A 22,921-nucleotide genomic window follows, 5' to 3' on the forward strand; every position below is an offset into this window, starting at 1 on the left:
GCACCCTCTCGTCCTCGTCGCCCGCGGACGGAGCTCGTGGTCCTGCGCGGACGGCGGGACGGGGGTGTCGGGGGGCCCCGCTAGGCTCCGGCGGCGTGAGGATCCTCGTCGTCGGCACCGGCGCCCGCGAGCACGCGCTCGTCCGCGCGCTGCACCAGGACCCGGCCGTCAGGGCCCTGCACGCCGCCCCGGGCAACCCGGGGATCGGCGCGCTGGCCACGCTGCACGCGGTCGACCCGCTCGACGGGGAGGCCGTCGCGGCCCTGGCGGCGCGGCTCGGGGTGGACCTCGTCGTCGTGGGGCCCGAGGCGCCCCTGGTCGCCGGCGTCGCGGACGCGGTGCGCGCCGCCGGGATCGCCGCCTTCGGCCCCTCGGCCGCGGCCGCGCAGCTCGAGGGCTCCAAGGCGTTCGCCAAGGACGTCATGGCGGCCGCCGGCGTCCCCACGGCCGAGGCCCGCGTGGCGCTCGACGAGGCGGAGGTCGCCGCCGCGCTCGACGCGTTCGGCCCGCCCTACGTCGTCAAGGACGACGGGCTCGCGGCCGGCAAGGGCGTCGTCGTCACCGACGACCGCGACGGGGCCCTGGCGCATGCCGCCGCGTGCCTCGCCAAGCCCGGGGGCCGTGTCGTCGTCGAGGAGTACCTCGACGGCCCCGAGATCTCGCTGTTCGTCCTGTCCGACGGGACCGACGTCGTGCCCCTGGTCCCGGCGCAGGACTTCAAGCGCGCGCACGACCAGGACGCCGGCCCGAACACGGGCGGCATGGGCGCCTACTCGCCGCTGCCGTGGGCGCCGGCCACGCTCGTCGACGACGTCGTCCGCGAGGTCGCGCGCCCGACGGTCGCGGAGATGGCCCGCCGCGGCACCCCCTTCTCCGGGGTCCTGTACTGCGGCCTCGCCCTGACGTGGCGGGGGGTGCGCGTCATCGAGTTCAACGCCCGGTTCGGCGACCCCGAGACGCAGGTGGTGCTGGCCCGGCTCGCCACGCCGCTGGCCGGCGTCCTGCAGGCGTCCGCGACGGGCACGCTCGCCGCGCTCCCGCCCCTGGAGTGGCGCGACGAGGCGGCGGTCACCGTGGTCGTCGCCGCGCACGGGTACCCGGGCACGGTCCGGTCCGGGGACGCGATCACGGGGCTCGACGAGGCGGCGGCGGTGCCGGGCGTGCACGTCCTCCACGCCGGCACGGCACAGGCGGACGACGCGACCCTCGTCGCCGCGGGCGGGCGCGTCCTGTCCGTCGTCGGCGTCGGGGTGGACCTGGCCGGTGCGCGGGAGGCCGCCTACGCCGGGGTCGGGAGGGTCGGCCTGCCCGGGTCGCACCACCGGACGGACATCGCGCTGACGGCGGCGGCGTCGCAGGATTGACGGCGGTCGGGCCGCGACGGCGCCCGGCCACGGACGGAGGGGGAGGGTCGTGAGCGGCTCCGAGACGTTGACGTACGGCGGCGGCGAGTGGGGCGGGGACCCCGCGGACGAGCCGAGCCTGACCATCGAGGTGCACGAGAGCGACCTCGCGACCGTGACCTACCGGCCCGCGCCCGAGGGGCTGGGCCGCTTCTACCTCGGCTACCAGCCGCGCGACTACTACGACGACCCGGCGGAGAGCGAGCCGGTGGACCTCGCGGGCGAGGCCGAGGCCTTCGCCGCCTGGGCCGCCGAGGTCGGGCACGACGACGTGCAGCCAGGCGAGGTGCGCGCGCTCCTCGCCGAGGAGGGCGTCGAGGACCCGCAGGACGTCTTCGTCGAGGAGACCGTCGAGCGGCTGCTGCGCCTCGTCGGGCTGCCCGTGCCCGACGCGCTGCACGACGCGGACCTGGGGTGACGGGCGTCGGGGTGCCCGTCGTCGGCGCGCTGCCGGGCTGGCGGCACACCTACTCCGGCAAGGTCCGCGACCTGTACGAGCCGGACGAGGGGGAGGCGGGCCGCGCCCTCGTCGCCGCCCACGGCGACGTCGTGCTCGTCGTGGCCTCGGACCGGGTCTCCGCCTACGACCACGTGCTCAGCCCCGGCATCCCGGACAAGGGCGTCGTCCTGACCCAGCTCAGCCTGTGGTGGTTCGAGCAGCTCGCCGACCTCGTCCCGCACCACGTGCTCCCGGTCCCGGTGCCCGCGGCGGTGGCCGGGCGCGCGATGGTGTGCCGCCGCCTGGACATGGTGCCGGTGGAGTGCGTCGCGCGCGGCTACCTCACCGGGTCCGGGCTGGCGGAGTACCGCGCCTCCGGCTCCGTGACCGGCATCCCGCTGCCGCCGGGCCTGCTCGACGGCTCCCGGCTGCCCGAACCCGTGTTCACCCCGGCGACGAAGGCCGCCGTCGGCGAGCACGACGAGAACGTCCCGTTCGAGACCGTGGCCGCCACCGTCGGCGCGGACCTCGCGGCGCAGCTGCGGGACCTCACGCTCGCGGTCTACACCCGGGCCGAGGGCATCGCGCGGGAGCGCGGGCTCGTCCTGGCCGACACGAAGCTCGAGTTCGGCACGGACCCGGTCACCGGCGCCCTCACGCTGGGCGACGAGGTGCTCACCCCCGACTCCTCGCGGTTCTGGCCGGCAGCGACGTGGGAGCCGGGGCGGGCGCAGGAGAGCGTCGACAAGCAGGTGCTGCGGGACTGGCTGACCTCCCCGGCGTCGGGGTGGGACCGGGCGTCGGACGCGCCCCCGCCGCCCCTGCCGGACGACGTCGTCGCGCGGACCCGGGACAAGTACCTCGAGGCGTTCGAGCGGCTGACGGGTCGTGCGCTCGCGCTGTGACGGAGGCATGGTCGAAGGGGTGGTGGGAGAAGGTTAGGCTTCCCTCACTCTCCGCCCCCTTCGACCTCCCGGGAGCTCCCGTGCGCCACCTGCGCCGCAGCGCGTCCGCCGGCCTCGTCGCCGCCGTCGCCCTCGCCCTCGCCGCCTGCGGCGGCACCGACAACGCCGGCTCGAGCAGCGCCGGCTCCGCCGAGCCGGCCGCATCGTCGAGTGCCGGTGGCGACGCGGCGTTCCCCGTCACCATCGAGGGCGCGCTCGGCCCGACGACGATAGAGGCGAAGCCCGAGCGCGTCGTCACCCTGGGCTGGGGCGCCGACGACATCGCCCTCGGCCTCGGCACGGTGCCCGTCGGCATCGAGGAGGACACGTGGGGCGGCGACGAGGACGGCTACCACCCGTGGTTCCGCGACGCCGTCGAGGAGCAGGGCGCCGAGCTGCCCGAGACCATCGCCATGTACCCGGAGCTCGACGTCGACGCCGTGCTGGCCCTCGAGCCGGACCTCGTCCTGGCGCCGCAGTCGGGCCTCGAGCAGGACGTCTTCGACCAGCTCTCGCAGGTCGTCCCGGTCGTGGCGTACCCCGAGCAGCCGTGGCAGACCCCGATCGAGGAGCAGGTCGAGATCGCCGCGACCGCCCTCGGCGTCCCCGAGCGTGCCCAGGAGCTGCTCGACGAGCGCCAGGCCGCCATCGACGAGGCCGTCGCGGCGCACCCGGAGCTGCAGGGCGTGTCGTTCGCCTACGTCTACGCCGGCACCCAGCCCGGGGCCCTCACCGTGTACATGCCGGGCGACACGCGCGTGGAGTTCCTCACCCAGCTCGGCCTGACCGTCGCCCCGTCCGTGGCGGCGCTGCAGCCCGACGAGGGGACCTTCACCGCGTCGCTCGGCCTGGAGAACGCGGACCGGCTCGCCGACGCCCAGCTGCTCTTCACCTGGTTCAACGACGAGGCCGAGCAGCAGGCCACGGAGGGCCAGGAGCTCTTCGCGCAGATCCCGGCCGTGCAGTCCGGCGCGTACGTGCCCATGCTCGACCGCCAGCTCGGCATGGCCGTCTCCACCGCCACGCCGCTCGGCATCCCGTGGGCCGTCGACGCCTACGTGCCGATGATCACCGCCGCCGCCGAGAAGCTCTGACGCCCGGCACCGCGTGGTCGTGACGGCACCCTCCGCGGGGGCGGCCGGGGCACCCGCCCCGGCCGCCCCCGCGGTGCGCCGCCCGCGGGGGCGTACGGGCCTGCTCGCCGCCGGGCTGCTGGTGGCGGGGGCGGCCCTGGTCCTCGCTGCCGGGCTGAGCATCGCCGTCGGGGCGCGGGGCGTTCCGCTCGCCGCTGTCTGGACGGCGCTCGTCGCGCCCGACGGGTCCTTCCAGGCGACCGTGGTGGCCTCCCGGGTGCCGCGGACCCTGCTGGGTCTGCTCGTCGGCGCCGCGCTGGCCGTCTCCGGCGCGCTCATCCAGGGCCTGACCCGGAACCCGCTCGGCGACCCCGGGCTGCTCGGCGTCAACGCGGGGGCGGCGGCGTCGATCGTCGTCCTCACGGCGGTGGCGGGAGCGGGGGTCGGGCGCACGCCGTGGGCGGCGGTGCCCGGGGCCCTGCTCGCAGCGGTCGTCGTGCAGCTCGTCGGGTCCGGCGGGGCCCGGGCCGGCCGCAGCGGGGCGGGCCCGGTGCGGCTCGTGCTGGCCGGCGCCGCCGTCAGCGCCGTGCTGGGCGCCGTCATCCAGGCGGTCTCGCTCGCGGACCCCACCGTCTTCGACGCCTACCGCGCGTGGGTGCTCGGGTCCCTCGCCGGGCGGGATCCCGCGGTCGTCGGGCAGGTGCTGCCGTTCGTCGCCGCCGGGCTCGTGCTGGCCCTGGCCCTGGCGCGTCCGCTCGACGCCCTCGCGCTCGGCGACGAGGCCGCCACCGCGCTCGGCCTGCGACCCGGCGCCACACGCGTCCTCGGGCTGGTGGCCGCGACGCTGCTCGTCGCCGGCGCCGTCGCCGCGGCGGGTCCGATCGGGTTCGTCGGGCTCGCCGTGCCGCACGTCGTGCGGGGCTTCACCGGCCCCGACCACCGGTGGCTCCTGCCCTACTGCGCCCTGCTCGGGCCGGTGCTCGTCCTGGCCGCCGACGTCGTCGGCCGGGTGGTCGCGCGGCCGGGGGAGCTGGTCGTCGGGGCCGTGACGGCGTTCGTCGGCGCGCCGTTCCTCGTCGCCGCGGTGCGACGCGGTCGGGTGGCGGCATGAGCGCCCTCGCCACGCGCCCGGCCCCGGCCGACGGGCCCGTCCGCCGTCCCGGGCACGCGACGCGGCGCCGGTCCGTCGCGGTCGGGGTGGGTGCCCTGCTCGTCGCCGCCGCCGCGGGTCTCGCCGCGCTCACGCTGGGCCGCCTCGGCCTCGCGCTGCCGGAGGTCGCGCAGGTGCTCGGCGGCGGCGGGACGCGCATCCAGCGCTTCGTGGTGCTCTCCGACCGGCTGCCGCGCGTCGCGGTCGGGGCCCTGGCCGGGCTCGCCCTCGGCGTCGCCGGCGCCCTCCTGCAGTCCGTCACCCGCAACCCCCTCGGCAGCCCGGACGTCATCGGCCTCGGCTCGGGGGCGGCCGCCGGCGCCGCGGCGGCGGGACTCGTCTGGCCCGGTGCCGTGCCCGTGCCGGTCGGCGCGCTGATCGGGGCCGGCATCGCCATCACGGCGGTCTTCCTCGGGTCGGGTCGCGGGTTCGCCTCGCCCTTCCGGATGGTCGTCGTCGGGATCGCCGTCGGGGCGATGGCGCTGGCCTTCGTCGAGACCGCCCTGGCGCGCGCGACCCGCGAGGACGCGCTCGAGGTCGCAGCCTGGATCTACGGCTCGCTCGCGGCGCGCGGCTGGGACGACGTCCTGCTCGTCGGTGCGGCCGTGGTGCTGCTGCTGCCCGCCGCCCTGGCGCTCAGCCGCCCGCTCGGCCTGGTGGAGATGGGCGACGAGTCGGCCACCGCCCTCGGCGTCCCCCCGGCGCACGTCCGGACCGCCGGGGTCGTGCTCGCGGTGCTGCTCACCGCGGCGGCGGTGGCCGTCTGCGGGCCCGTGGCGTTCGTCGCGCTGACGGCGCCGCAGGTGGCGCGGCGGCTGACGCGGGCGGCGGGGCCCGGGCTGGCGGCGGCCGGGTGCACCGGCGCGGCGCTGCTCGTCGTCGCCGACCAGGTGGCGCAGCGGGCCGTGCCCGGCACGCCCTACCCGGTCGGCGTGGTGACCGGCGCCCTCGGCGGCGCGTACCTGGCGTACCTGCTGGTGCGGGAGTGGCGGAGGGCCTCGGCATGACGCGGTGGACGGGTGCGACGAACGGCACGACGAGAGGCACGACGACCGGCACGGCGACGGGTCCGGCGGGGCGAGCCGCACCCCTCGTCGCGGAGCGGCTGACGCTGGCCTACGACGACCGCGTCGTCGTCCACGACCTGACCCTCGAGGTGCCCGCCGGGTCCTTCACCGTCGTCATCGGCCCCAACGGCTGCGGCAAGTCCACGCTGCTCCGGGCGCTGGCGCGGACCCTGCGCCCGCGCGACGGGCACGTGCTGCTGCACGGCCGCCCGATCGCCGAGCAGCGGCCCAAGGAGGTCGCCCGCCGCCTCGCGCTGCTGCCGCAGAGCCCCGTGACCCCCGAGGCGATCACGGTGGCGGACCTCGTCGCGCGCGGGCGCTACCCGCACCAGCGGGTCCTGCGGCCGTGGTCGACGGCCGACGCCGCGGCCGTGGGTGCCGCCATGGCGGCCACGGAGGTGGCCGACCTGGCCGAGCGGCCCGTGGCCGAGCTGTCCGGCGGCCAGCGCCAGCGCGTCTGGCTGGCCATGGCCCTCGCGCAGGAGACCGACCTCCTGCTGCTCGACGAGCCGACCACCTACCTCGACATCGCCCACGCGGTCGAGGTCATGGAGCTGCTCGCCCGCCTGCACGAGGAGGGCCGCACGCTCGTCGCCGTGCTGCACGACCTCAACCAGGCCGCGCGGTACGCGACCCACCTCGTCGCCCTGCGCGACGGCCGCGTCGTCGCCCAGGGACCGCCGGCGGAGGTCGTGACGGAGGCGCTCGTCGAGGACGTGTTCGGGCTGCCCTGCCGGGTGGTGCCGGACCCGGAGACGGGCACGCCGCTGGTCGTTCCGCGTCGGCCGGGTCCCCGGCCGGCAGCGGTCTGAGGCGCGCGCTGCCCGCCGCGCCGACCGCTGCACCCTGGCGGGGTGGGCGGGGTGGGCGGGCTGGACGGAGGAGGCGGAGTGGCCGGGCGGGCGGTCAGGCTGCGGCCAGCGCCTCGAACGCCGTGCGCAGCGCGTCGCCCGACAGCCCGGCCCGCAGGCACAGGGCGAGCAGCAGCCGCGCCTTCGCGCCGGTGAGCAGGCCGCCCCACAGCGCGCCCGCGCCGAGCAGGTCGATCTCCCCGCCGGGGTAGCCGTAGGTCCGCCGGAGCGTGGGCCCGACGCCCGCGCGGCTGCAGACGGCGACCGGCCCGTGCGCCAGCGCGTCGCGCACGTGCTCCATGGCCACCGCGGCGACGTGGCCGCCACCCATCCCCTCGACCACGACCCCGGCGTAGCCCAGCGCGGCGAGGTGCGGCAGGAGCCGCAGGTCGTCGCCGAGGCCGGTGCCGACCAGCGCGACCGCGGGCCAGCCCCCGGGCGGCGCCGCCAGCAGCGCGTCGGCCGCCGCGAGCCGGGGCACGGGCTGGGCGACGAGCGGCAGGTGCGGGACCCGCTCGTGCACGTGCCCGACGGGACCCCACGGCGCCGACGTGAACGCCGAGGTGTGCGTCGACGACTCCTTGCGCACGTGCCGGCCGGCGTGCACGGCGTCGGCGAAGGCGACGAGGACCCCGTGCCCCCGTGCGGCCGGGGACGCGGCCACGTCGACCGCCGCCACGAGGTTGGCCGGTCCGTCCGTGCCCGGGGCCTCCCGGTCCCGCATGGCGCCCGTGACGACGACCGGCAGGTCCCGCGCCGCGCCCAGCACGTCGAGCACGAACGCCGTCTCCTCGAGCGTGTCCGTGCCCTGGGACACGACGACCCCGGCGAACCCGCCGTCGGTGGTGTCCGCCGTCGCCGCACGGACCGCCCGGGCGACGGCCAGGACGTCGTCGAGCAGCAGGGACGGCGAGGGGGCCAGCCGCAGCTCGTGCGGGACGAGCGTGACGCCCGCCAGCCAGGGCTCCAGCTCGCGCGCCAGCAGCGCGGCGCCGGAGGTCGGCACGACGCCCGCGTCGGGTGCGCCGCCCGCCGGCCGCGAGGAACCGATGGTGCCGCCCAGCGTGAGGAGCAGGACCCGAGCGCTCACGCGAGCAGCCGTTCGACGTCGGTGGCGGTGTGCAGGGGCAGCCAGTCCTCGCGCGTCGGCACGGTGGCGGGCACGACGGCGCCCGCCTGCACGTCGGCCGCCACGAGCGGACCGAGCCCCAGGCCCGTGCGCGCCGCGACGTCCGCGACGGGGACGGTGAACGTGCGGAAGGGCCCCAGCGGCGGGGGCTCGTCGGCGGCCTGGGCCCGTGCGCGTCCGGCCCGCAGCTCGTCCTCGTCGAGCGCGGGCTCCTGGTCGAGCACGAACGCGAGGGCGCGCACGCGGTCCCCCTCCGCCCACGCCGCGACCTTCCAGAACAGCAGGGGGATGCCGATGCCGCGGTAGACCGGGTCGTCGTCGGCGAGCACGGGGCCGGTGAGCACGACGAGCCGGCTCCGCTCCGCCCGCGCGTACGCCAGCACGTGGTCCTCGAGGCCGACCCACAGGTCCTCGCCCTGGTTGAAGCGGGACGCCTGCGGGGCGGCGTTGGGGTAGCGGAAGGTGTCGGCGTTGGCGCGCGCGGCCACGGCCGGCGGGCCCCACACCGGGTCCCGGCGACGCACGAGGTGCCCGCGGTCGAGGTCGTTGCGGGAGTACAGCTCCGGACCCGCCTGCTCGTCCGCCGGCACGCGCTCGTCGAGCCGCCAGTCGTCGCCGCGCGGCACGTCGACCAGGGACGCGCCGTCGACGTCCACGACCGTCGCCGCGGCCAGGCGCCGGACTGGGTCCAGCAGCACGGTGAAGTGCGTGGCCGGCAGCTCCCGCACGCGCTGGGCGGGCACGGGCAGGGGGACGGCCAGCGCGGGTGCGTCCCCGAGGAAGCCGGGGTCGTGGCCGAGGGGTTCGTCGGCGTGCGGGACCACGGGGCCGGACCCGGGCACGGGCCCGTCGACGGGCACGGTGACGTGAGCGGTGACGGGATCGGTGACGGGCGTCGGCGTCGCGCCGGGGGAGGAGGCCACGCGTCGCACGCTAGCGACCGGGACCGACACGGGCCCCACGGACCCTCAGGGACCCGCACCGACCCGGTCAGCCGCCGCGCGGCGCGTACATGATCACCGCGACGCCGACGAGGCACACGAGCGCCCCGACGACGTCGAACCGGTCCGGCCGGTACCCGTCGACGACCATCCCCCATACCAGCGACCCCGCGACGAACACCCCGCCGTAGGCGGCGAGGATCCGCCCGAACTGCGCCCCGGGCTGCAGCGTCGCCACGAATCCGTACAGGCCCAGCGCGACGACGCCCGCCCCGATCCACACCCAGCCCCGGTGCTCGCGCACCCCCTGCCACACCAGCCAGGCGCCGCCGATCTCGGCGAGCGCGGCGGCCACGAACAGGGCGACGGAGGCGAGGACGCTCATGCACGCACGGTAGGGGTGCCGCGGCCGGCACCGGCCGGCACCGGCCGGCGACGCCCGGCCGCGAGCACCGTGCCGACCGCGGGCGTCAGTCGACCGTGACGACGACCTTGCCCGCGGCGTGCCCCTCCTCGGAGAGGCGGTGGGCGTCCGCGGTCTGCTCGAGCCCGAACGTCGCGGCGACCGGGACCGTGAGCCGGCCCTCGTCGGCCAGCGCGCCGAGCGCGGCCAGGTCCGCCGCGTCCGGGCGCACCCACACGTAGGCGCCGCCGAGCTGCGTCACGGACCCGTCCGCCACCGACGCCAGCCGCACGCCGGCGGTCCCCACGTCGGACGTCGTCGTCGCGACGCCGCCACCGACGAGGTCGAGCACCGCGTCCACCCCGCCGGGCACCAGCGCGCGCACGGCCTCGACCATCCCGTCGCCGTAGGGCACCGGCTCGCCGCCGAACCCGCGGACGCGCTCGTGGTTGCGCTCGGAGGCCGTGCCGATGACCCGCGCGCCGAAGGCCCGGGCCACCTGGACGGCGAAGGACCCGACGCCACCGGCCGCGTTGTGCACGAGCACGGTGTCGCCCTCGCCGACGCCCAGCCGCCGCAGCGCCTGGTAGGCGGTCAGCCCGGCGAGCGGCAGGCCCCCGGCCTCCGCCCACGACAGGCTCTCCGGCTTGCGCGCCAGCGTGCGCACGGGCGCGGCGACGAGCTCGGCGGTCGTCCCGCCGTGCATGACGTCCTTGCGCACGTAGCCGACGACCTCGTCGCCCACCTGGAACTCGGGGGTGTCGAGGCCGACCTTCTCCACCACGCCCGCGACGTCCCAGCCGGGCACGACCGGGAACACGTGGTCCAGGAGCCCCTGCAGGTGGCCCTGGCGCACCTTCCAGTCGACGGGGTTGACGCCCGCGGCGCGCACGCGGACCAGCACGGAGTCCGGGCCGACGAGGGGGGTGGGCAGGTCGACGGTCTCGAGGACCTCGGGTCCGCCGAAGCGGTGGTAGGCGACAGCTCTCATGCCGGGCGCAACGGACGGCGGGGCCGGTCGTGTTCCCGGCGGGGCTCCACCGCGCGCGCCGGGCCCGTCGGCCGCGCGCCCGTCAGGACAGCCAGGTCGCCGCGCGTCGGGTGTGCCCCGCCTTCGTCGCCGGTGCCATCCGGTCGTAGGCCTGCGTGATGACGCGCGAGCGGGCGTTGCGGCCGAGCACGTCGGCGTGGTCGCGGACGAAGGTCCAGTAGAGCGCGTCCCACTCCGCCGTCCAGGGCCCCGCCGGGATGTCGGACATGCGCCGCAGGTACGCGCTGCCGGACACGTACGGCTTGGTCGTCACCGCTTCCCCGGCGGCGAACTGGCTCATCGCGTACACGTTCGGCACCATCACCCAGTCGTAGGCGTCGACGAACATCTCCATGAACCAGCGGTAGGCGTCGTCGGGGTCGGTGCGCAGCAGCGTCATCGCGTTGCCCAGCACCATGAGCCGCTCGATGTGGTGCGCCCAGCCGTTGTCCAGCACCCGCCGCACCACGAGGTCCACCGGCTCGAGGCCCGTCGTGGCGTCCCACCAGCCCGGCGCGAGCGGACGCGTGTGCCCGAGCCGGTTGCCCGTGCGCAGCCGCCGTCCCCACAGGTGGTAGGTCCCGCGCATGTACTCCCGCCACCCGATGACCTGGCGGACGAACCCCTCGACGGTCGGCAGCGGCACCCCGTCCCGCTCGGCGACCTCCAGCACGCGCTCGACGACGTGCGCCGGGGACACGAGGCCCGTGTTGAGCGACGGCGTCAGCCGCGAGTGGAAGAGCGTGTCGTGGTGCGCGGAGATGGCGTCCTCGTAGGGGCCGAAGAGGCCGAAGCGCTCGTCGAGGAAGACCTCGAACGACTCCGCCGCCTCCTCGTGGCTCGTCGGCCAGGCGAAGGCGTCCGGGTCGCCCGGGGCGTCGGGGAACTCGTCGCGCACCCAGGAGATCGCGGCCTCGACCTCGGAGTGCCGCCGTTCCGCGACCGGCGGCACGGCCGGCACGACGACGTGCGCGGGCAGCGAGCGGCGGTTCTCCTCGTCGAACGACCAGCGGCCGCCGGCGGGCTCGTCGCCGTCCACGAGGACGTCGAGGCGCCGCCGCTGCCAGGCGTAGAAGTGCTGCATGCGCGCGCGGCTGCGGCTGCCGCCGAGCGCGTCGGCCAGCTGCCTGCGCGTGGTGAGGAATCCGGGCGACTCCAGCACCTCGTCGGGCCGCAGGCGGTGCCCGGCCTCCTCCAGCGCGGCGGACAGGTCGCGGCCCAGCCAGTCGTCGACGACGTCGACGACGCTCACCCCGGTGGGGCGCAGGCGCCGCAGCAGGGCGACGAGGCCGTCGTGGCTGGACCGGTCCGCGCGGCTCTCGACGACCTCGACGTCGTGCCCGGCGGCGCGCAGCCGCTCGGCGAACCGCCGCATGCCGGCACGGTGCAGCACGAGCTTCTGGGCGTGGAACGCGTACTGGCGGAACAGCAGGTCGTGCTCGACGAGGACGAGGACGGTGCCGCGCGGCACGTCGAGGTGCTCCGCGAACAGCTGGTGGGGGAGCACGAGGCGCACCGGCCGGGCCATGCTGCGACGCTCCCACGGCCCGCCGCCACCCGCCTGCCCGTGGGCCGGACGCCCGTTCAGGGCTGCCACAGCGGCTCGGTACCCTGGGGCATCCCCATCGCCACCCCCACCCGCCGCGCAGCAGGGAGCTCACCCGTGGGACGAGTCGTCGTCGACGTCATGCCGAAGCCGGAGATCCTCGACCCGCAGGGCAAGGCCGTCGCCAACGCCCTGCCGCGCCTCGGCTTCGGGCAGTTCACCTCCGTGCGCCAGGGCAAGCGGTTCGAGCTCGAGGTCGAGGGCCCGGTGACCGCCGAGGTGCTCGACGCCGCCGCGCGCGCCGCCGAGCAGGTGCTGAGCAACCCCGTCATCGAGGACGTCGTGCGGGTCGCCGACATCGAGGCGGACGCCGCCGCGACCACCGCCTCCGCCGGGCTGGCCTGATGGCCACCCGCATCGGGGTCGTCACCTTCCCCGGCACGCTCGACGACCGCGACGCCGCGCGCGCGGTCCGCCTGGCCGGCGGCGAGCCGGTCGCGCTGTGGCACGCCGACGCCGACCTGCACGGGGTCGACGCGGTCGTGCTGCCGGGCGGGTTCTCCTACGGGGACTACCTGCGGGCCGGGGCGATCAGCCGGTTCGCGCCCGTCATGGGCGAGGTCGTCGACGCGGCCGGCAAGGGCCTGCCGGTGCTCGGCATCTGCAACGGCTTCCAGGTCCTCACCGAGGCGCACCTGCTGCCCGGGTCGATGGTGAAGAACGATCACCTGCACTTCGTGTGCCGCGAGCAGGAGCTCGTGGTGGAGAACGCGTCGACCGCCTGGACGCGGGACTTCGCCGACGGCCAGCACATCACCGTGCCGCTGAAGAACCAGGACGGCCAGTACGTCGCCGACGAGCGCACGCTCGACGAGCTCGAGGGCGAGGGCCGCGTCGTGTTCCGCTACGAGGGCGTCAACCCCAACGGCTCGCGCCGCGGCATCGCGGGGATCAGCAACGCCGCCGGCAACGTCGTCGGGCTCATGCCGCACCCCGAGCACGCGGTGGAGGCCGGCTTCGGGCCGGACGGGCCCCGCGGCCCGCGGACCGGCACCGACGGGCTCGGGTTCTTCACGTCCGTCCTGCACGCGCTCGTCGGCTGAGGTGACGACGAGCACGACGAGCACCGGTGCGGGTGCTGGCCGGAGGACGGGTGCAGCCGCCGACGTCCTCGTCGAGGAGGTCCCCTGGGACGACCCGGCGACGGCGCACCTGCGGGCCGAGCAGGAGGCCGAGCTGGCCGCCCGCTACGGCGGCGCGGACCCGGCCGTGGCCGGCGAGGCGGTGCTGCTGACGCTGCGCCTGCTCGTCGCCGGGGAGCCGGTGGGGTGCGTCGCCGTGCGCGACGTCTCCGCCGAGCACGGTCCGGGGACGGGCGAGCTGAAGCGCCTCTACGTCCGCCCGGACCACCGGCGGCGCGGGCTGTCCCGGCTGCTCCTGGCGGCGGCGGAGGCGGGGGCCGCCGCGCGCGGCCTGCACCGGCTGGTGCTGGAGACCGGCACGCGGCAGCCGGAGTCGCTGGCGCTGTACGCGGCGACCGGCTGGACCGCGATCACGCCCTACGGCGAGCACGCGGGTCACCCGATGTCGCGGTGCTTCGCCAAGCGGCTGACGGGCGGGACTGCTGCGACGGTGTGAGTCGGGACCTGGACCCGGGACCTGGGCCTGGTCGGCGCGGCGGCGCGTGGGTACGCTCGTCCCGTGCTGCTGACCCGGGTGTGTTGTCGCTGAGCTGACACCCCCGCGCGCCCGCGGCCACCGACGGCCCTCGCGCGCACCCCCCGGTCCAGCGAGGAACACCCCCGATGGCTGAGCTCCTGCTCGCGTCCCGTCCTGCCGCCCCGTCCCTCCCGGTCGCGTCCGTCGCCCGGACGTCCGCGCCCGCCGTCGTGCTCGAGCACGGCCCGGACGTGCCCGACGACGCCGCCCTCGCGCGTCGGGCCGAGGCGCTGCGCGGCACCGCGCCCCGACTCCTGCCCCGTCTCCTGCTCCGGCTGCCCGTCGTGCTCGTGCCCGACGGGCCGGCCGCCGACGAGCGCATCGCCCGTGCCCGCGCCCTGCACGGCACGACCGACGCCATGGTCGGCGTCGGCTGGGCGCGCTCGGCGGCCTGGCTGGTGACGACGCCGTCGCGCCTGCGCGACGAGGTCGCCGCCCGCGTGGCCGCGACCGGCGCGGACGACGTCGTGCTCGCCCTCACCCCGTCGGCGCGCCGGTTGCTGGCGGCCTGACCTCCGGGCCGCAGGGACCCCCGCGGTCAGGCGAGCCGGATGCCGAGGTGCTCGGCGAGCAGCGGGGCCAGGGTCAGCAGGCCGTCGTGCGCCAGGGTCGCACCGCGCAGCCCGGCGACGCCGTCGAGCCGCTCGAGCGCGGCCACGTCCAGCCCCGTGAGGTCGGCCCCGGCCAGTGACGCCCGGTTGAGGTCGAGGCGCCGCACGCGGCAGTCGACGAGGGTCAGCCGGGACGTCTGCGCCCCGGCGAGGTCGAGGTCGTCGACCTGGCACCCCTCGAGCCGCACCGCCTCCAGCCGGGCGTCCCGCAGGTTGACGAAGCCCAGTCGGCACCCGCGCAGCGTCACCCGGTCCCACCGGGACCCGTGCGCGGTCAGCGCCCCCAGCCGCGAGCCCTCCCAGACGGTGTCCCGCCACCCGCCGTCCCTCGCGTGCAGCGCCGTGGCGTGGGAGCGGGTGATGCGGCACGCGGCGAGGTCCGCGCTGTCGAGGACCAGCTCGTCGAGCGTGCAGCCGGTCAGCGTGACGTCGAGCCAGCGCGCCCCGGAGGCGTCCTCGCCGCTCAGGTCCTCGTCCACGAAGCTCTCGTCGTCGAGCAGGTCGTCGGGGACGAGGCGCGCGCTCACGCCGACCAGCCTGGCACGGTCCCGCCCGTCACAGGGGTGCCACGGGGGTGCCACGAGGGTGCCACGGGGGTGCCACGACGGTGACGGTGGCGGGCGCTGGCAGGATCGCGGTATGCGGCACGACCTCGTCCTCACCGGTCCCGGCCTGCGCCTCGTCCCGCTGGAGGAGGACCACGCCGGCCCGTTGGTGGCACTCGTCGACGACGCGCTGTGGGCGGGCATGAGCACGCCGGTGCCGCGGAGCGCCGACGACATGGCGGCCTGGGTGGCCGCCGCCCACCGCGCGCCCGGTCGTCTGGCCTTCGCCGTCGTCGGGGACCAGGGGGAGGTGCGCGGTTCCACGTCGTTCTACGACGTGGACGAGCACGCCCGCCGCCTCGAGATCGGGTCGACCTTCTACGGTCGCGCGTGGTGGGGCGGCCGCACGAACCCCGCGTGCAAGCTCCTGCTCCTGCGGCACGCCTTCGAGGTCATGGGCATGCAGCGGGTGGCCATGCGTGCCGACGCCCGCAACGCCCGCTCGATCGCGGCGATCCGGCGGCTCGGCGCCCGACCGGAGGGCGTGCTGCGCTCGCACCGCGTCGACCCGACCGGTGCCCGCGCCGACACGGCGTACTTCTCCCTCCTGCCCGACGAGTGGCCGGCGGCCCGGACCGCGCTGGAGCGGCGGCTCGGGCTGACGGGCGACGGTCACCCCAGGCCGTGACGGGCGGCGAGGTAGCGCCCGGTGAGGGAGCCCTCGACGCCCATCAGGTCCGCCGGCGGTCCCGCGTGCACGACCTGCCCGCCCGCGGTCCCGGCGCCCGGCCCCAGGTCGACCACGTGGTCGGCGCGTGAGACGACGTCGAGGTTGTGCTCGATGACGATGACGGTCGACCCCGCGTCGACGAAGCGGTCGAGCAGCGTGATGAGCCGGTCCACGTCGGACATGTGCAGGCCGGTGGTCGGCTCGTCGAGGACGTAGACCGACGCCGGTGAGCCGAGCTCGATCGCGAGCTTGAGCCGCTGCCGCTCGCCGCCGGACAGCGTCGACAGCGGCTGCCCGAGCGTCAGGTAGCCGATGCCCACGTCCTCCATCGCCGCGAGCTGCGTGGCCACCGGCTTCTCCGACCGCTCCGTGAAGAACGCCCGCGCCTCGACGACGGACATCTCCAGGACGTCCGCGATCGACCGGCCGCGCAGCGTGTAGCCGAGGACCTCCTCGGTGTACCGGCGGCCTCCGCAGACCTCGCACGGCGACGTCATCGGCTCGAGGTTGCCCAGGTCGGTGTAGATGACGCCCAGGCCGCCGCACTCGGGGCAGGCGCCCTCGGAGTTGGCGGAGAACAGCGCCGGCTTCACGCCGTTGGCCTTGCCGAACGCCTTCCGGATGTGCTCGAGCATCCCGGTGTAGGTCGCGGAGTTGGACCGGCGGGAGCCGCGGGTCGTCGCCTGGTCCACGACCACCACGTCCGGGTACCGGCGCGGCAGCTCGGCCCGGATGAGCGAGCTCTTGCCCGAGCCGGCCACACCCGTGACGACGGTGAGCACGCCGAGCGGGATCTCCACCGTCACGTCGCGCAGGTTGTGCGTCCGCGCGTGCTCGATGCGCAGGGTGCCCGTGGGGACGCGGACGTCGCGCTTGAGCGGCTGCAGGGAGGTCAGGTGCCGTCCCGTGAGCGTGCCCGAGGCCCGGAGCCCCTCGAGGTCCCCCTCGTAGACGACCGTGCCGCCGGCCGTTCCCGCGCCGGGCCCCACGTCGACCACGTGGTCGGCGATGGCCATGACCTCGGGCTTGTGCTCGACGACGAGGACCGTGTTGCCCTTGTCGCGCAGCGCCACGAGCAGCTCGTTCATGCGGTGGATGTCGTGCGGGTGCAGGCCCACGCTCGGCTCGTCGAACACGTAGGTGAGGTCGGTGAGGGCCGAGCCCAGGTGCCGGACCATCTTCACGCGCTGCGACTCCCCGCCCGACAGCGTCGCACTGGGCCGGCTGAGGCTGAGGTAGCCCAGCCCGATGCGGACGAGGTCGTCGAGGCGGTCCGCGAGGTCGTCGAGCAGCGGCCGGTGCTCGGGGGCGTCGACCCCGCGCACCCAGGCGGCGAGCTCGGACACCTCGGCGTCCGCGCACCAGCCGATCGAGCGCCCTGCGACGAGGCTGCCGCGTGCGGCCGCGTTGAGCCGGGTGCCCTCGCACTCCGTGCACACCCCGCGCGTGGAGATGCGCTCCACGGCGCTGCGGATGTGGGACTGGAGCTGCTCGGGGTTCTTGCTCAGCGCGCTGCGCCGGAGGCGGGGGATCAGCGCCTCGTAGGACAGGGACATGCCGCCGACGTCGATCTTCTCGGCCTTCACCTTGCTGCGGGCCCGGGAGCCGGGGGTCGTCGACTCCTCCGGTCCCCACAGCAGCAGCCGCCGCTGCTCGGGCGTCCAGTCGCGCACCTTGGCGTCGACGTCGAACCAGCCCGACTCCGCGAAGACCTTCCAGAGCCAGGAGTCCGGCGCGAACCCGGGGAAGTCGATGGCCCCCTCCCGCAGGCTCAGGTCGGGCCGCAGGAGGACGTCCTCGTCGATGGCGGCGACCGTGCCGATGCCCTCGCACACCGGGCACATGCCGCGCGGGTCGTTGAAGGAGAAGGCGATCGGCGTGCCGAGGTTTGGCGTGCCGAGCCGGGCGTAGATGCGGCGCAGCCACGCGTAGGTGTCGGTGGCCGTGCCGACGGTGGACCGCGACGAGCCGCCCATGGGCTGCTGGTCGACCACGATCGAGGCGGTCAGCCCCGTCAGGGAGTCCGCCTCCGGCTGGCGCGACTGCGGCAGGAAGTTCTGGATGAACGCGGTGTGCGTCTCGTTGAGGAGCCGCTGCGACTCGGCGGCGACCGTGTCGAACGCGAGCGAGGACTTGCCGGACCCGGAGACGCCGGTGAAGACCGTGATGCGGCGCTTGGGCAGGTCGAGGTCGACGGCGCGCAGGTTGTTCTCGCGGGCGCCGCGGATGCGGATGACGTCGGTGTCGTGCTGGGGGACGTGCGGCGTGGTCACGGCGGCCTCTCGTCGGGGGGTCGACGGGGACGCTAGACCACCCCACCGACACGGGGTCCGCGGACCCCGCCCACCGACTGACCGTCGCGACGAGGAGGACTCATCGGCCCCCGTCGGACCCGCCGTCGTCCGGCCGTCGGCGACCCGTCGGCGACCCGTCAGCGACCCGTCAGTGACCGTGGCCGACGAGGCGCCGCACGTGCGGCCGGCGCGGCAGGAGGCCCGCCGTGCAGGCGTCCCCGACGGTCGTCGCCGCGAGGTAGACCAGCAGGAACGCCGGCACGACGCCGTCGGCCGACCCGCCGCCGGACAGCGCCCACGCCGCGGCGACGAGGAGCAGCACCACCGCGAGGTCGGCCGCCGGCCGGGCCGCACCCGCCAGCCGCCGGCGCAGCGCGGCCGCCGCGGTCCCGCCCGCGGCACCGAGCAGCATCGCCAGCAGCAGCGTCGTCCCCATGGCAGGGACGCTACGTGCGGCGCCGGCGCAACCCCTGGGCCCTTCGTCCGCTGAGGACGCCACGTCCGTGGCGACGGGCTCGTCGAGCGGATGTCGGTGGCCCTCCCTAGCGTGGAGGCGACCGATTCCCGAGGAGAGGGGCAGCACCATGGGCGACAGCCCGCGCGAGAAGGTCGTCGAGCTCGTCAAGGACAGCAGGTTCGCGATGCTGACCACGGTCGGGGAGGGCGGCGCGCTCGTCAGCCGGCCCATGGCCGTGCAGGACGTGGAGTTCGACGGCGACCTGTACTTCTTCGCCGACGCCGACAGCCACAAGGTGCACGAGATCCAGGCCGGCAGCCCGGCCAACGCCTCGTTCTCGAACGCCACGTCGTGGCTGTCCATCTCCGGCTCCGCCGAGGTCGTGCGCGACACCGCGAAGGCCAAGGAGCTGTGGGGCCCGTCCGCCGAGGCGTGGTACCCCGACGGCCCCGAGACGCCGAACCTCGTCATCGTCGTGGTGCACGGGCAGACGGCGGAGTACTGGGACAGCCCCGGCGGCCGCATCGCCACCGCGCTCAGCCTCGCCAAGAGCAAGCTCACGGGTGAGCGCTACGACGGCGGCGAGAACGCGACGGTCGCGCTCTGACCGTGGGCGCTCCCGACGACGCGACGCCCGCCGCCCGGGTGGCGACGGGCGTCGCGACCGTCGTCGGCGCAGGGCTGGGCCTGCTCTCGGCCGCCGTCCGCGCACTCGGGCGCCGGCGGCCGCTGCACCCCGTCGGCAGGGCGCTGCACGGCACCCTGCGGTGGGGGCCGGGCGCGGCCGTGGCAGGGCTGGGCGTCCCGGGTCACGAGCTCGCGGTGGTCGCCCGGCGCTCGCGGTCCGTCGGGCTGCCGGCGCCGCTGCCCGACGTGGACGGCCTCGCCCTGCGGTGGGGACCGGCCGACGCACCGCACGACGTGCTCCTGGCCTCGACCGGCACGGGGCCGCTGTCCCGGTTCGTGCTGACGCTGCGCCGGCCGGGGGTCGAGGGCACCCTCGGGTCGCTCATGCCGTACCGGTCCCGGCTCGGGCCGCTCGTGCTGTTCGCCGCGCCGGAGGGCGCTCCCGGCCGCTGGACGCTGCGCGCCGCCGTCGGCACACAGCCCCTGCACGACGTGGGCGCGTTGACGCTGGACGAGGAGTCGCACGACACCCCCCGCCGCCTGGATCCGGTCCTGCACCCACCGGCCGGCGTCACGACGTACGGCTGGGCGGCCGCCGTCCGCCTGCGCCCCTACCGGGCCGCCCGCGGCGGTCGACCCCTCTGACGGCGCCCCCGTTCGCGGCAGCGGCCGGCGTGCCGTTCCCTGAGACATGACCGATGCCCGCGAGTCGCCCGCCGCCCCGCCCGCCGAGCCGGAGCCGGAGGTCGAGGACGCGTTCGACCGGCTCGTCGACGAGGGCGAGGACAGGTTGGCCCGGCCCTGGTGGCCGCTGGTCAGCACGGGGATCCTCGGCGGGATCGACATCGGGACCGGCGTGCTCGCGTACCTGGTGGTGCTCGCCGCGACCGACGACCACCTGCTGGCGGGGCTCGCGTTCTCCGTGGGGTTCGTCGCGCTCCTGCTGGCGCGCAGCGAGCTGTTCACCGAGAACTTCCTCGTGCCGGTGATCGCGGTCGTCGCGCGCAGGGGCAGCCCGCGGCAGCTGCTGCGCTGTGGGGCGTGACGCTGGTCCTCAACCTCGTCGGCGGGTGGGTCATGACGTGGCTGATCGTCCACGCCCTGCCGACGGTCCGGGCGACGGCCTTCGAGGCGGGTGAGCACATCGGGACCGCGCCGCTGGACCTGACGTCCTTCAGCTCGGCCGTGCTGGCGGGCGCCGTGATCACGCTCATGACGCGCATGCAGCACGCGACGGAGAGCATCGGCGTGAAGGTGGTGCCGGCGATCCTGTTCGGCGCGCTGCTGGCCGGCGCGCAGCTCTTCCACTCCGTCCTGGACTCCCTGCTCATGTTCGCCGCGCTGCAGGTCGGCGCCGACTTCGGCTACCTCGACTGGCTCGCCCGGCTCGGGTGGCTGGTGCTGGGCAACGTCCTGGGTGGCGTGGTGCTCGTGACGGCGATCCGTCTCCTGCGCGTGCAGCACCGGGTGGTCCAGGAGCGGCGCGACCCCGTGGAGGGAGCCTGACGGGTGCGGCTCGTCGGGCGGGACGGGTCCGGGCGGCCGCCGCTCGTCGGCCGCGCGGCGTCATGCCTGCGGGACGATGCGCACCGTCACGTGATGACGACCGCTCCTCGCGTCCCGTCCGTCGACCACCCACCCCTGGGCCCCGCCGTCGCCGTCGGCTGACCGCCGCACCGCCACGGCGACGGTGCTCGGCAGCCGCACGGGGCTGCCGAAGGCGGCGCCCCATGTGAAGGCCGCACCACGGGCGCGGCCGACGAGGGCCAGGGCGCGGGCGGCTGTGTCCATGCCGTGCGCGATGGCTCGCGGCTGGCCCAGGGCGCGGGCCGTCGCGCGTGAGAGGTGGATGGGGTTGGCGTCGCCGGAGACGGCGGCGTAGCGGCGGCCCTCGTCGGCGGGCAGGCGCCACAGGGCCGTGCGGGTGCCGGGGTCGCCCGTGCTGTCGGGGGAGGGGGCCTGGTCGTGAGGGACGCTCGCGGGGCCCGGGTCTCGACCGTGGCCGCCGGCCGAGGGGTCGATGCCCTGCCCGCCGCGGGCCAGGTACGTCGAGACGCCCGTCCAGGCGACCTCGCCGGCGACCGACACCTCGGCGACGAGGTCGACCGCCGTGCCCTTGGGGTGCGGCCGCAGGTCCCGGGCCCAGGCGCGCACGTCCAGGGCGTCCCCGACGTCCAGGGGGCGGCGCTGCTCGACGTGGTTGGCGAGGTGGACCAGGCCGAGCAGGGGGAGCGGGAAGTCCGGACGCGCCATGACGGCCATCGCCACGGGGAACGCCAGGACGTGCACGTATCCGGGGGGCAGCGTGTCCGACGCGGGTTCGCCGACGAGGTGCTGGTAGTCGGTGAGCCGACGGGCGTCCGCGCGCACGTCGGTCACGCGCAGGGCGATGGCAGGCAGGGCGGCCTCGGGCAGGGTGGGGGCGCTGCCCGTCGCGGCCCGGCCCCTCGTCGGCAGCCCACGCCCGAGTGCCCGCCGCGCTGCACCCGTGAGTGCCGCCCGGTACAGCGTGCCGAGCGCGGGGACCGACGGCAGGTGCTCCTCCCGCGCCGGTGCGACCAGGGCGGCCCGCGCTCCGACCACGGGCGCGCTCGTCGTCACCGGCCGACCAGGTTCTGCCCGCAGACGCGCAGCGTGCGCCCCTGGATCCCGCCCGCGGCGGGCGACGCGAGGAAGGCGACGGCCTCCGCCACGTCGACGGGCAGCCCGCCCTGCTGCAGCGTGCTCAGCCGCCGCGCGACCTGGCGGGTCACCGGGGGGATGCGGGCCGTCATCTCCGTCTCGATGAAGCCGGGCGCCACCGCGTTGGCCGTCCCGCCGAAGGGCGCCAGCAGGGGCGCCGTGGCCCGGACCATGCCGATGACGCCGGCCTTGGAGGCCGCGTAGTTGGTCTGGCCGCGGTTGCCCGCGATGCCGGAGGTGGAGGCGAGGGCGACGAGGCGGGGTGCGTCGACGAACTCTCCGGACTCGAGCAGGGCCTCGGTGATGCGCAGCTGCGCCTCGACGTTGACGGCCAGCACCGACGACCAGCGGTCCGGCGCCATGTTCGCGAGCAGCTTGTCCCGGGTGATCCCGGCGTTGTGCACCATGACGTCCAGGCGGCCGTGGCGGGCCAGGGCGTGCTCGAGGATGCGGGTGCCGGCGTCGGCGGCGGTCACGTCGAGCTGCAGCGCCGTGCCGCGGACGGCGTTGGCGACGCGGGCCAGCTTCTCCCCGGCCGCCGGGACGTCGACGGCCACGACGCGGGCGCCGTCACGGACCAGCGTCTCGACGATCGCGCGGCCGATGCCCTGCGCGGCGCCGGTGACGACGACGACCCGGCCCTCCAGCGGCCGTGCCTCGTCGGCGACGACCGGTCCCGCCGGCACGTCGGCGTCGACCTCGAGGAGCTGCCCGTCCACGTACGCCGACCGCGCCGAGAGGAAGAACCGCAGCGTCGCCAGCACGGACGCCGCCGTCACCGGCACGCCGGCCGCCACGACGACGCCGTTGCCCGTCGCGCCGCCGCGCAGCTCCTTGGCCAGCGACCGCAGGAACCCGTCCACGCCCTGCCGGGCCGCGGCGAGCGCGGGTCCGTCGTCGGGCAGGGCGGGCCGGGACAGCGTGACGACCCGTCCGCCGGGCAGCAGGCCCTTCAGCACCCCGCCCACCACGAGCGCGGGGTCGGCGAGGTCCGCCGGACGCGCCACCTCGGTCAGCACGGCGACGACCGCGGCGTACCGCACGCCCTCGTCCGCGTGCCGGTGCACCGCCAGGTCCCAGCCGCCCTCGGCGGGCGGCCCGGCCAGGTGCCGGGCGACGGCGTCGGCGTCCGGGCCGCGCCCCGCGACGAGCACCGGCCCGGCGACGAGCGGCGCCCCCGGCTCGTACCGCCGCAGGACCGGGGGCCGCGGCAGGCCCAGCTTCTTCGCGACGGTCCTCGTCGCCCCGTGGTTGACGAGGTGCAGGTAGGTGTCGGTCAT

General features: G+C 76.5%; 24 protein-coding genes and 1 pseudogene. 15 read left to right on the forward strand and 10 right to left on the reverse strand.

Annotation, left to right across the window (positions count from 1 at the left end):
• Positions 1-95 precede the first annotated feature (95 nt).
• The 7 genes from purD to AC2TDM_RS02400 all read left to right on the forward strand — a co-directional run bounded on the left by purD (position 96) and on the right by AC2TDM_RS02400 (position 6,888).
• Complete coding sequence (gene purD, locus AC2TDM_RS02370) at positions 96-1,364, forward strand: phosphoribosylamine--glycine ligase (RefSeq protein ID WP_484635716.1); 1,269 nt, start codon at positions 96-98, stop codon at positions 1,362-1,364.
• Positions 1,365-1,413: 49 nt separating this feature from the next.
• Positions 1,414-1,821, forward strand: a complete 408-nt coding sequence (locus tag AC2TDM_RS02375) for a hypothetical protein (RefSeq protein ID WP_090033098.1) — start codon at positions 1,414-1,416, stop codon at positions 1,819-1,821.
• Positions 1,818-2,747: a phosphoribosylaminoimidazolesuccinocarboxamide synthase gene (locus tag AC2TDM_RS02380; RefSeq protein WP_203708732.1), complete on the forward strand. Its 930-nt coding sequence runs from the start codon at positions 1,818-1,820 to the stop codon at positions 2,745-2,747. Before AC2TDM_RS02375 ends, AC2TDM_RS02380 begins: the two co-directional genes overlap by 4 nt.
• 80 nt (positions 2,748-2,827) lie before the next feature.
• Positions 2,828-3,880 (forward strand): ABC transporter substrate-binding protein, encoded by a 1,053-nt coding sequence (locus AC2TDM_RS02385; protein ID WP_090033099.1) that lies wholly within the window; start codon positions 2,828-2,830, stop codon positions 3,878-3,880.
• A gap of 19 nt (positions 3,881-3,899) precedes the next feature.
• Positions 3,900-4,970, forward strand: a complete 1,071-nt coding sequence (locus AC2TDM_RS02390) for a FecCD family ABC transporter permease (protein WP_484635717.1) — start codon at positions 3,900-3,902, stop codon at positions 4,968-4,970.
• Complete coding sequence (locus tag AC2TDM_RS02395) at positions 4,967-6,016, forward strand: FecCD family ABC transporter permease (RefSeq protein ID WP_484635718.1); 1,050 nt, start codon at positions 4,967-4,969, stop codon at positions 6,014-6,016. Before AC2TDM_RS02390 ends, AC2TDM_RS02395 begins: the two co-directional genes overlap by 4 nt.
• Positions 6,013-6,888, forward strand: a complete 876-nt coding sequence (locus AC2TDM_RS02400) for an ABC transporter ATP-binding protein (RefSeq protein WP_484635719.1) — start codon at positions 6,013-6,015, stop codon at positions 6,886-6,888. The genes AC2TDM_RS02395 and AC2TDM_RS02400 overlap by 4 nt, the downstream gene beginning before the upstream one ends.
• 94 nt (positions 6,889-6,982) lie before the next feature.
• On the opposite strand, the gene AC2TDM_RS02405 is transcribed toward AC2TDM_RS02400, so the two are convergent.
• The 5 genes from AC2TDM_RS02405 to AC2TDM_RS02425 form a co-directional block, all read right to left on the reverse strand.
• Positions 6,983-8,017 (reverse strand): asparaginase domain-containing protein, encoded by a 1,035-nt coding sequence (locus tag AC2TDM_RS02405; RefSeq protein WP_484635720.1) that lies wholly within the window; start codon positions 8,015-8,017, stop codon positions 6,983-6,985.
• Positions 8,014-8,817 carry a DNA/RNA non-specific endonuclease gene (locus AC2TDM_RS02410; RefSeq protein WP_484636374.1) on the reverse strand — a complete coding sequence of 268 codons (804 nt, stop codon included), beginning with the start codon at positions 8,815-8,817 and terminating at the stop codon, positions 8,014-8,016. Before AC2TDM_RS02410 ends, AC2TDM_RS02405 begins: the two co-directional genes overlap by 4 nt.
• 229 nt (positions 8,818-9,046) lie before the next feature.
• A complete protein-coding gene (locus tag AC2TDM_RS02415; RefSeq protein WP_090033105.1) occupies positions 9,047-9,382 on the reverse strand; it encodes a YnfA family protein in 336 nt (111 codons plus the stop codon).
• An 85-nt stretch (positions 9,383-9,467) separates the two neighbouring features.
• The gene (locus AC2TDM_RS02420; protein ID WP_090033106.1) at positions 9,468-10,391 is read right to left on the reverse strand and encodes an NADP-dependent oxidoreductase; all 924 of its coding nucleotides are present in this window, start codon (positions 10,389-10,391) and stop codon (positions 9,468-9,470) included.
• A gap of 82 nt (positions 10,392-10,473) precedes the next feature.
• Positions 10,474-12,027, reverse strand: a complete 1,554-nt coding sequence (locus tag AC2TDM_RS02425) for a cryptochrome/photolyase family protein (protein WP_484635721.1) — start codon at positions 12,025-12,027, stop codon at positions 10,474-10,476.
• Between the two features lie 66 nt (positions 12,028-12,093).
• Between AC2TDM_RS02425 and purS the strand changes: the two genes are divergently transcribed.
• From purS to AC2TDM_RS02445, 4 genes are all read left to right on the forward strand, one after another.
• A complete protein-coding gene (purS, locus tag AC2TDM_RS02430; RefSeq protein WP_090033108.1) occupies positions 12,094-12,381 on the forward strand; it encodes a phosphoribosylformylglycinamidine synthase subunit PurS in 288 nt (95 codons plus the stop codon).
• The gene (gene purQ / locus AC2TDM_RS02435) at positions 12,381-13,079 is read left to right on the forward strand and encodes a phosphoribosylformylglycinamidine synthase subunit PurQ (RefSeq protein WP_484635722.1); all 699 of its coding nucleotides are present in this window, start codon (positions 12,381-12,383) and stop codon (positions 13,077-13,079) included. The genes purS and purQ overlap by 1 nt, the downstream gene beginning before the upstream one ends.
• 1 nt (position 13,080) lies before the next feature.
• Positions 13,081-13,614 carry a GNAT family N-acetyltransferase gene (locus tag AC2TDM_RS02440; RefSeq protein WP_484635723.1) on the forward strand — a complete coding sequence of 178 codons (534 nt, stop codon included), beginning with the start codon at positions 13,081-13,083 and terminating at the stop codon, positions 13,612-13,614.
• A 167-nt stretch (positions 13,615-13,781) separates the two neighbouring features.
• Positions 13,782-14,207, forward strand: coding sequence for a hypothetical protein (locus tag AC2TDM_RS02445; RefSeq protein ID WP_090033112.1), 426 nt, complete (start codon positions 13,782-13,784; stop codon positions 14,205-14,207).
• Positions 14,208-14,233: 26 nt separating this feature from the next.
• Here the strand turns inward: AC2TDM_RS02445 and AC2TDM_RS02450 are convergent, their stop codons facing one another.
• Entirely contained in the window at positions 14,234-14,833 is a 600-nt protein-coding gene (locus AC2TDM_RS02450; protein WP_090033114.1) for a pentapeptide repeat-containing protein, read from the reverse strand.
• Between the two features lie 112 nt (positions 14,834-14,945).
• On the opposite strand from AC2TDM_RS02450, the gene AC2TDM_RS02455 reads away from it, so the two are divergent.
• Positions 14,946-15,539 (forward strand): GNAT family N-acetyltransferase, encoded by a 594-nt coding sequence (locus AC2TDM_RS02455; protein WP_484635724.1) that lies wholly within the window; start codon positions 14,946-14,948, stop codon positions 15,537-15,539.
• Here AC2TDM_RS02455 and AC2TDM_RS02460 read toward each other — a convergent pair.
• Together AC2TDM_RS02460 and AC2TDM_RS02465 are read right to left on the reverse strand one after the other, a co-directional pair.
• Positions 15,524-17,854, reverse strand: coding sequence for an ATP-binding cassette domain-containing protein (locus tag AC2TDM_RS02460; RefSeq protein ID WP_484635725.1), 2,331 nt, complete (start codon positions 17,852-17,854; stop codon positions 15,524-15,526). The genes AC2TDM_RS02455 and AC2TDM_RS02460 overlap by 16 nt on opposite strands.
• A gap of 169 nt (positions 17,855-18,023) precedes the next feature.
• On the reverse strand, positions 18,024-18,311 hold the full coding sequence (locus tag AC2TDM_RS02465) for a hypothetical protein (protein ID WP_484635726.1): 288 nt from the start codon (positions 18,309-18,311) through the stop codon (positions 18,024-18,026).
• 148 nt (positions 18,312-18,459) lie between these two features.
• Here AC2TDM_RS02465 and AC2TDM_RS02470 point away from each other — a divergent pair, with 148 nt between their 5' ends.
• The 3 genes and pseudogenes from AC2TDM_RS02470 (at position 18,460) to AC2TDM_RS02480 (ending at position 20,465) form a co-directional block, all read left to right on the forward strand.
• Positions 18,460-18,939: a pyridoxamine 5'-phosphate oxidase family protein gene (locus AC2TDM_RS02470; protein ID WP_090033120.1), complete on the forward strand. Its 480-nt coding sequence runs from the start codon at positions 18,460-18,462 to the stop codon at positions 18,937-18,939.
• A 2-nt stretch (positions 18,940-18,941) separates the two neighbouring features.
• Positions 18,942-19,604, forward strand: coding sequence for a hypothetical protein (locus tag AC2TDM_RS02475; protein ID WP_175499511.1), 663 nt, complete (start codon positions 18,942-18,944; stop codon positions 19,602-19,604).
• 46 nt (positions 19,605-19,650) lie between these two features.
• Positions 19,651-20,465, forward strand: a pseudogene (locus AC2TDM_RS02480) (formate/nitrite transporter family protein).
• Between the two features lie 60 nt (positions 20,466-20,525).
• On the opposite strand, the gene AC2TDM_RS02485 reads toward AC2TDM_RS02480, so the two are convergent.
• The gene (locus tag AC2TDM_RS02485; RefSeq protein WP_275407326.1) at positions 20,526-21,542 is read right to left on the reverse strand and encodes a MaoC/PaaZ C-terminal domain-containing protein; all 1,017 of its coding nucleotides are present in this window, start codon (positions 21,540-21,542) and stop codon (positions 20,526-20,528) included.
• Between the two features lie 14 nt (positions 21,543-21,556).
• On the reverse strand, positions 21,557-22,921 hold the full coding sequence (locus AC2TDM_RS02490; RefSeq protein WP_484635727.1) for a 3-oxoacyl-ACP reductase: 1,365 nt from the start codon (positions 22,919-22,921) through the stop codon (positions 21,557-21,559).

It is taken from the genome of Cellulomonas sp. plas2 (assembly GCF_057221735.1).

What these genes read in the sequence shown, in the direction of transcription:
- AC2TDM_RS02490 (WP_484635727.1), bottom strand. Translation starts at nt 22,921, where the DNA reads ATGACCGACACCTACCTGCACCTCGTCAACCACGGGGCGACGAGGACC.
- AC2TDM_RS02465 (WP_484635726.1), bottom strand. Translation starts at nt 18,311, where the DNA reads ATGGGGACGACGCTGCTGCTGGCGATGCTGCTCGGTGCCGCGGGCGGG.
- AC2TDM_RS02400 (WP_484635719.1), top strand. Translation starts at nt 6,013, where the DNA reads ATGACGCGGTGGACGGGTGCGACGAACGGCACGACGAGAGGCACGACG.
- AC2TDM_RS02395 (WP_484635718.1), top strand. Translation starts at nt 4,967, where the DNA reads ATGAGCGCCCTCGCCACGCGCCCGGCCCCGGCCGACGGGCCCGTCCGC.
- AC2TDM_RS02455 (WP_484635724.1), top strand. Translation starts at nt 14,946, where the DNA reads ATGCGGCACGACCTCGTCCTCACCGGTCCCGGCCTGCGCCTCGTCCCG.
- AC2TDM_RS02415 (WP_090033105.1), bottom strand. Translation starts at nt 9,382, where the DNA reads ATGAGCGTCCTCGCCTCCGTCGCCCTGTTCGTGGCCGCCGCGCTCGCC.
- AC2TDM_RS02420 (WP_090033106.1), bottom strand. Translation starts at nt 10,391, where the DNA reads ATGAGAGCTGTCGCCTACCACCGCTTCGGCGGACCCGAGGTCCTCGAG.
- purQ (WP_484635722.1), top strand. Translation starts at nt 12,381, where the DNA reads ATGGCCACCCGCATCGGGGTCGTCACCTTCCCCGGCACGCTCGACGAC.
- AC2TDM_RS02470 (WP_090033120.1), top strand. Translation starts at nt 18,460, where the DNA reads ATGGGCGACAGCCCGCGCGAGAAGGTCGTCGAGCTCGTCAAGGACAGC.
- AC2TDM_RS02445 (WP_090033112.1), top strand. Translation starts at nt 13,782, where the DNA reads ATGGCTGAGCTCCTGCTCGCGTCCCGTCCTGCCGCCCCGTCCCTCCCG.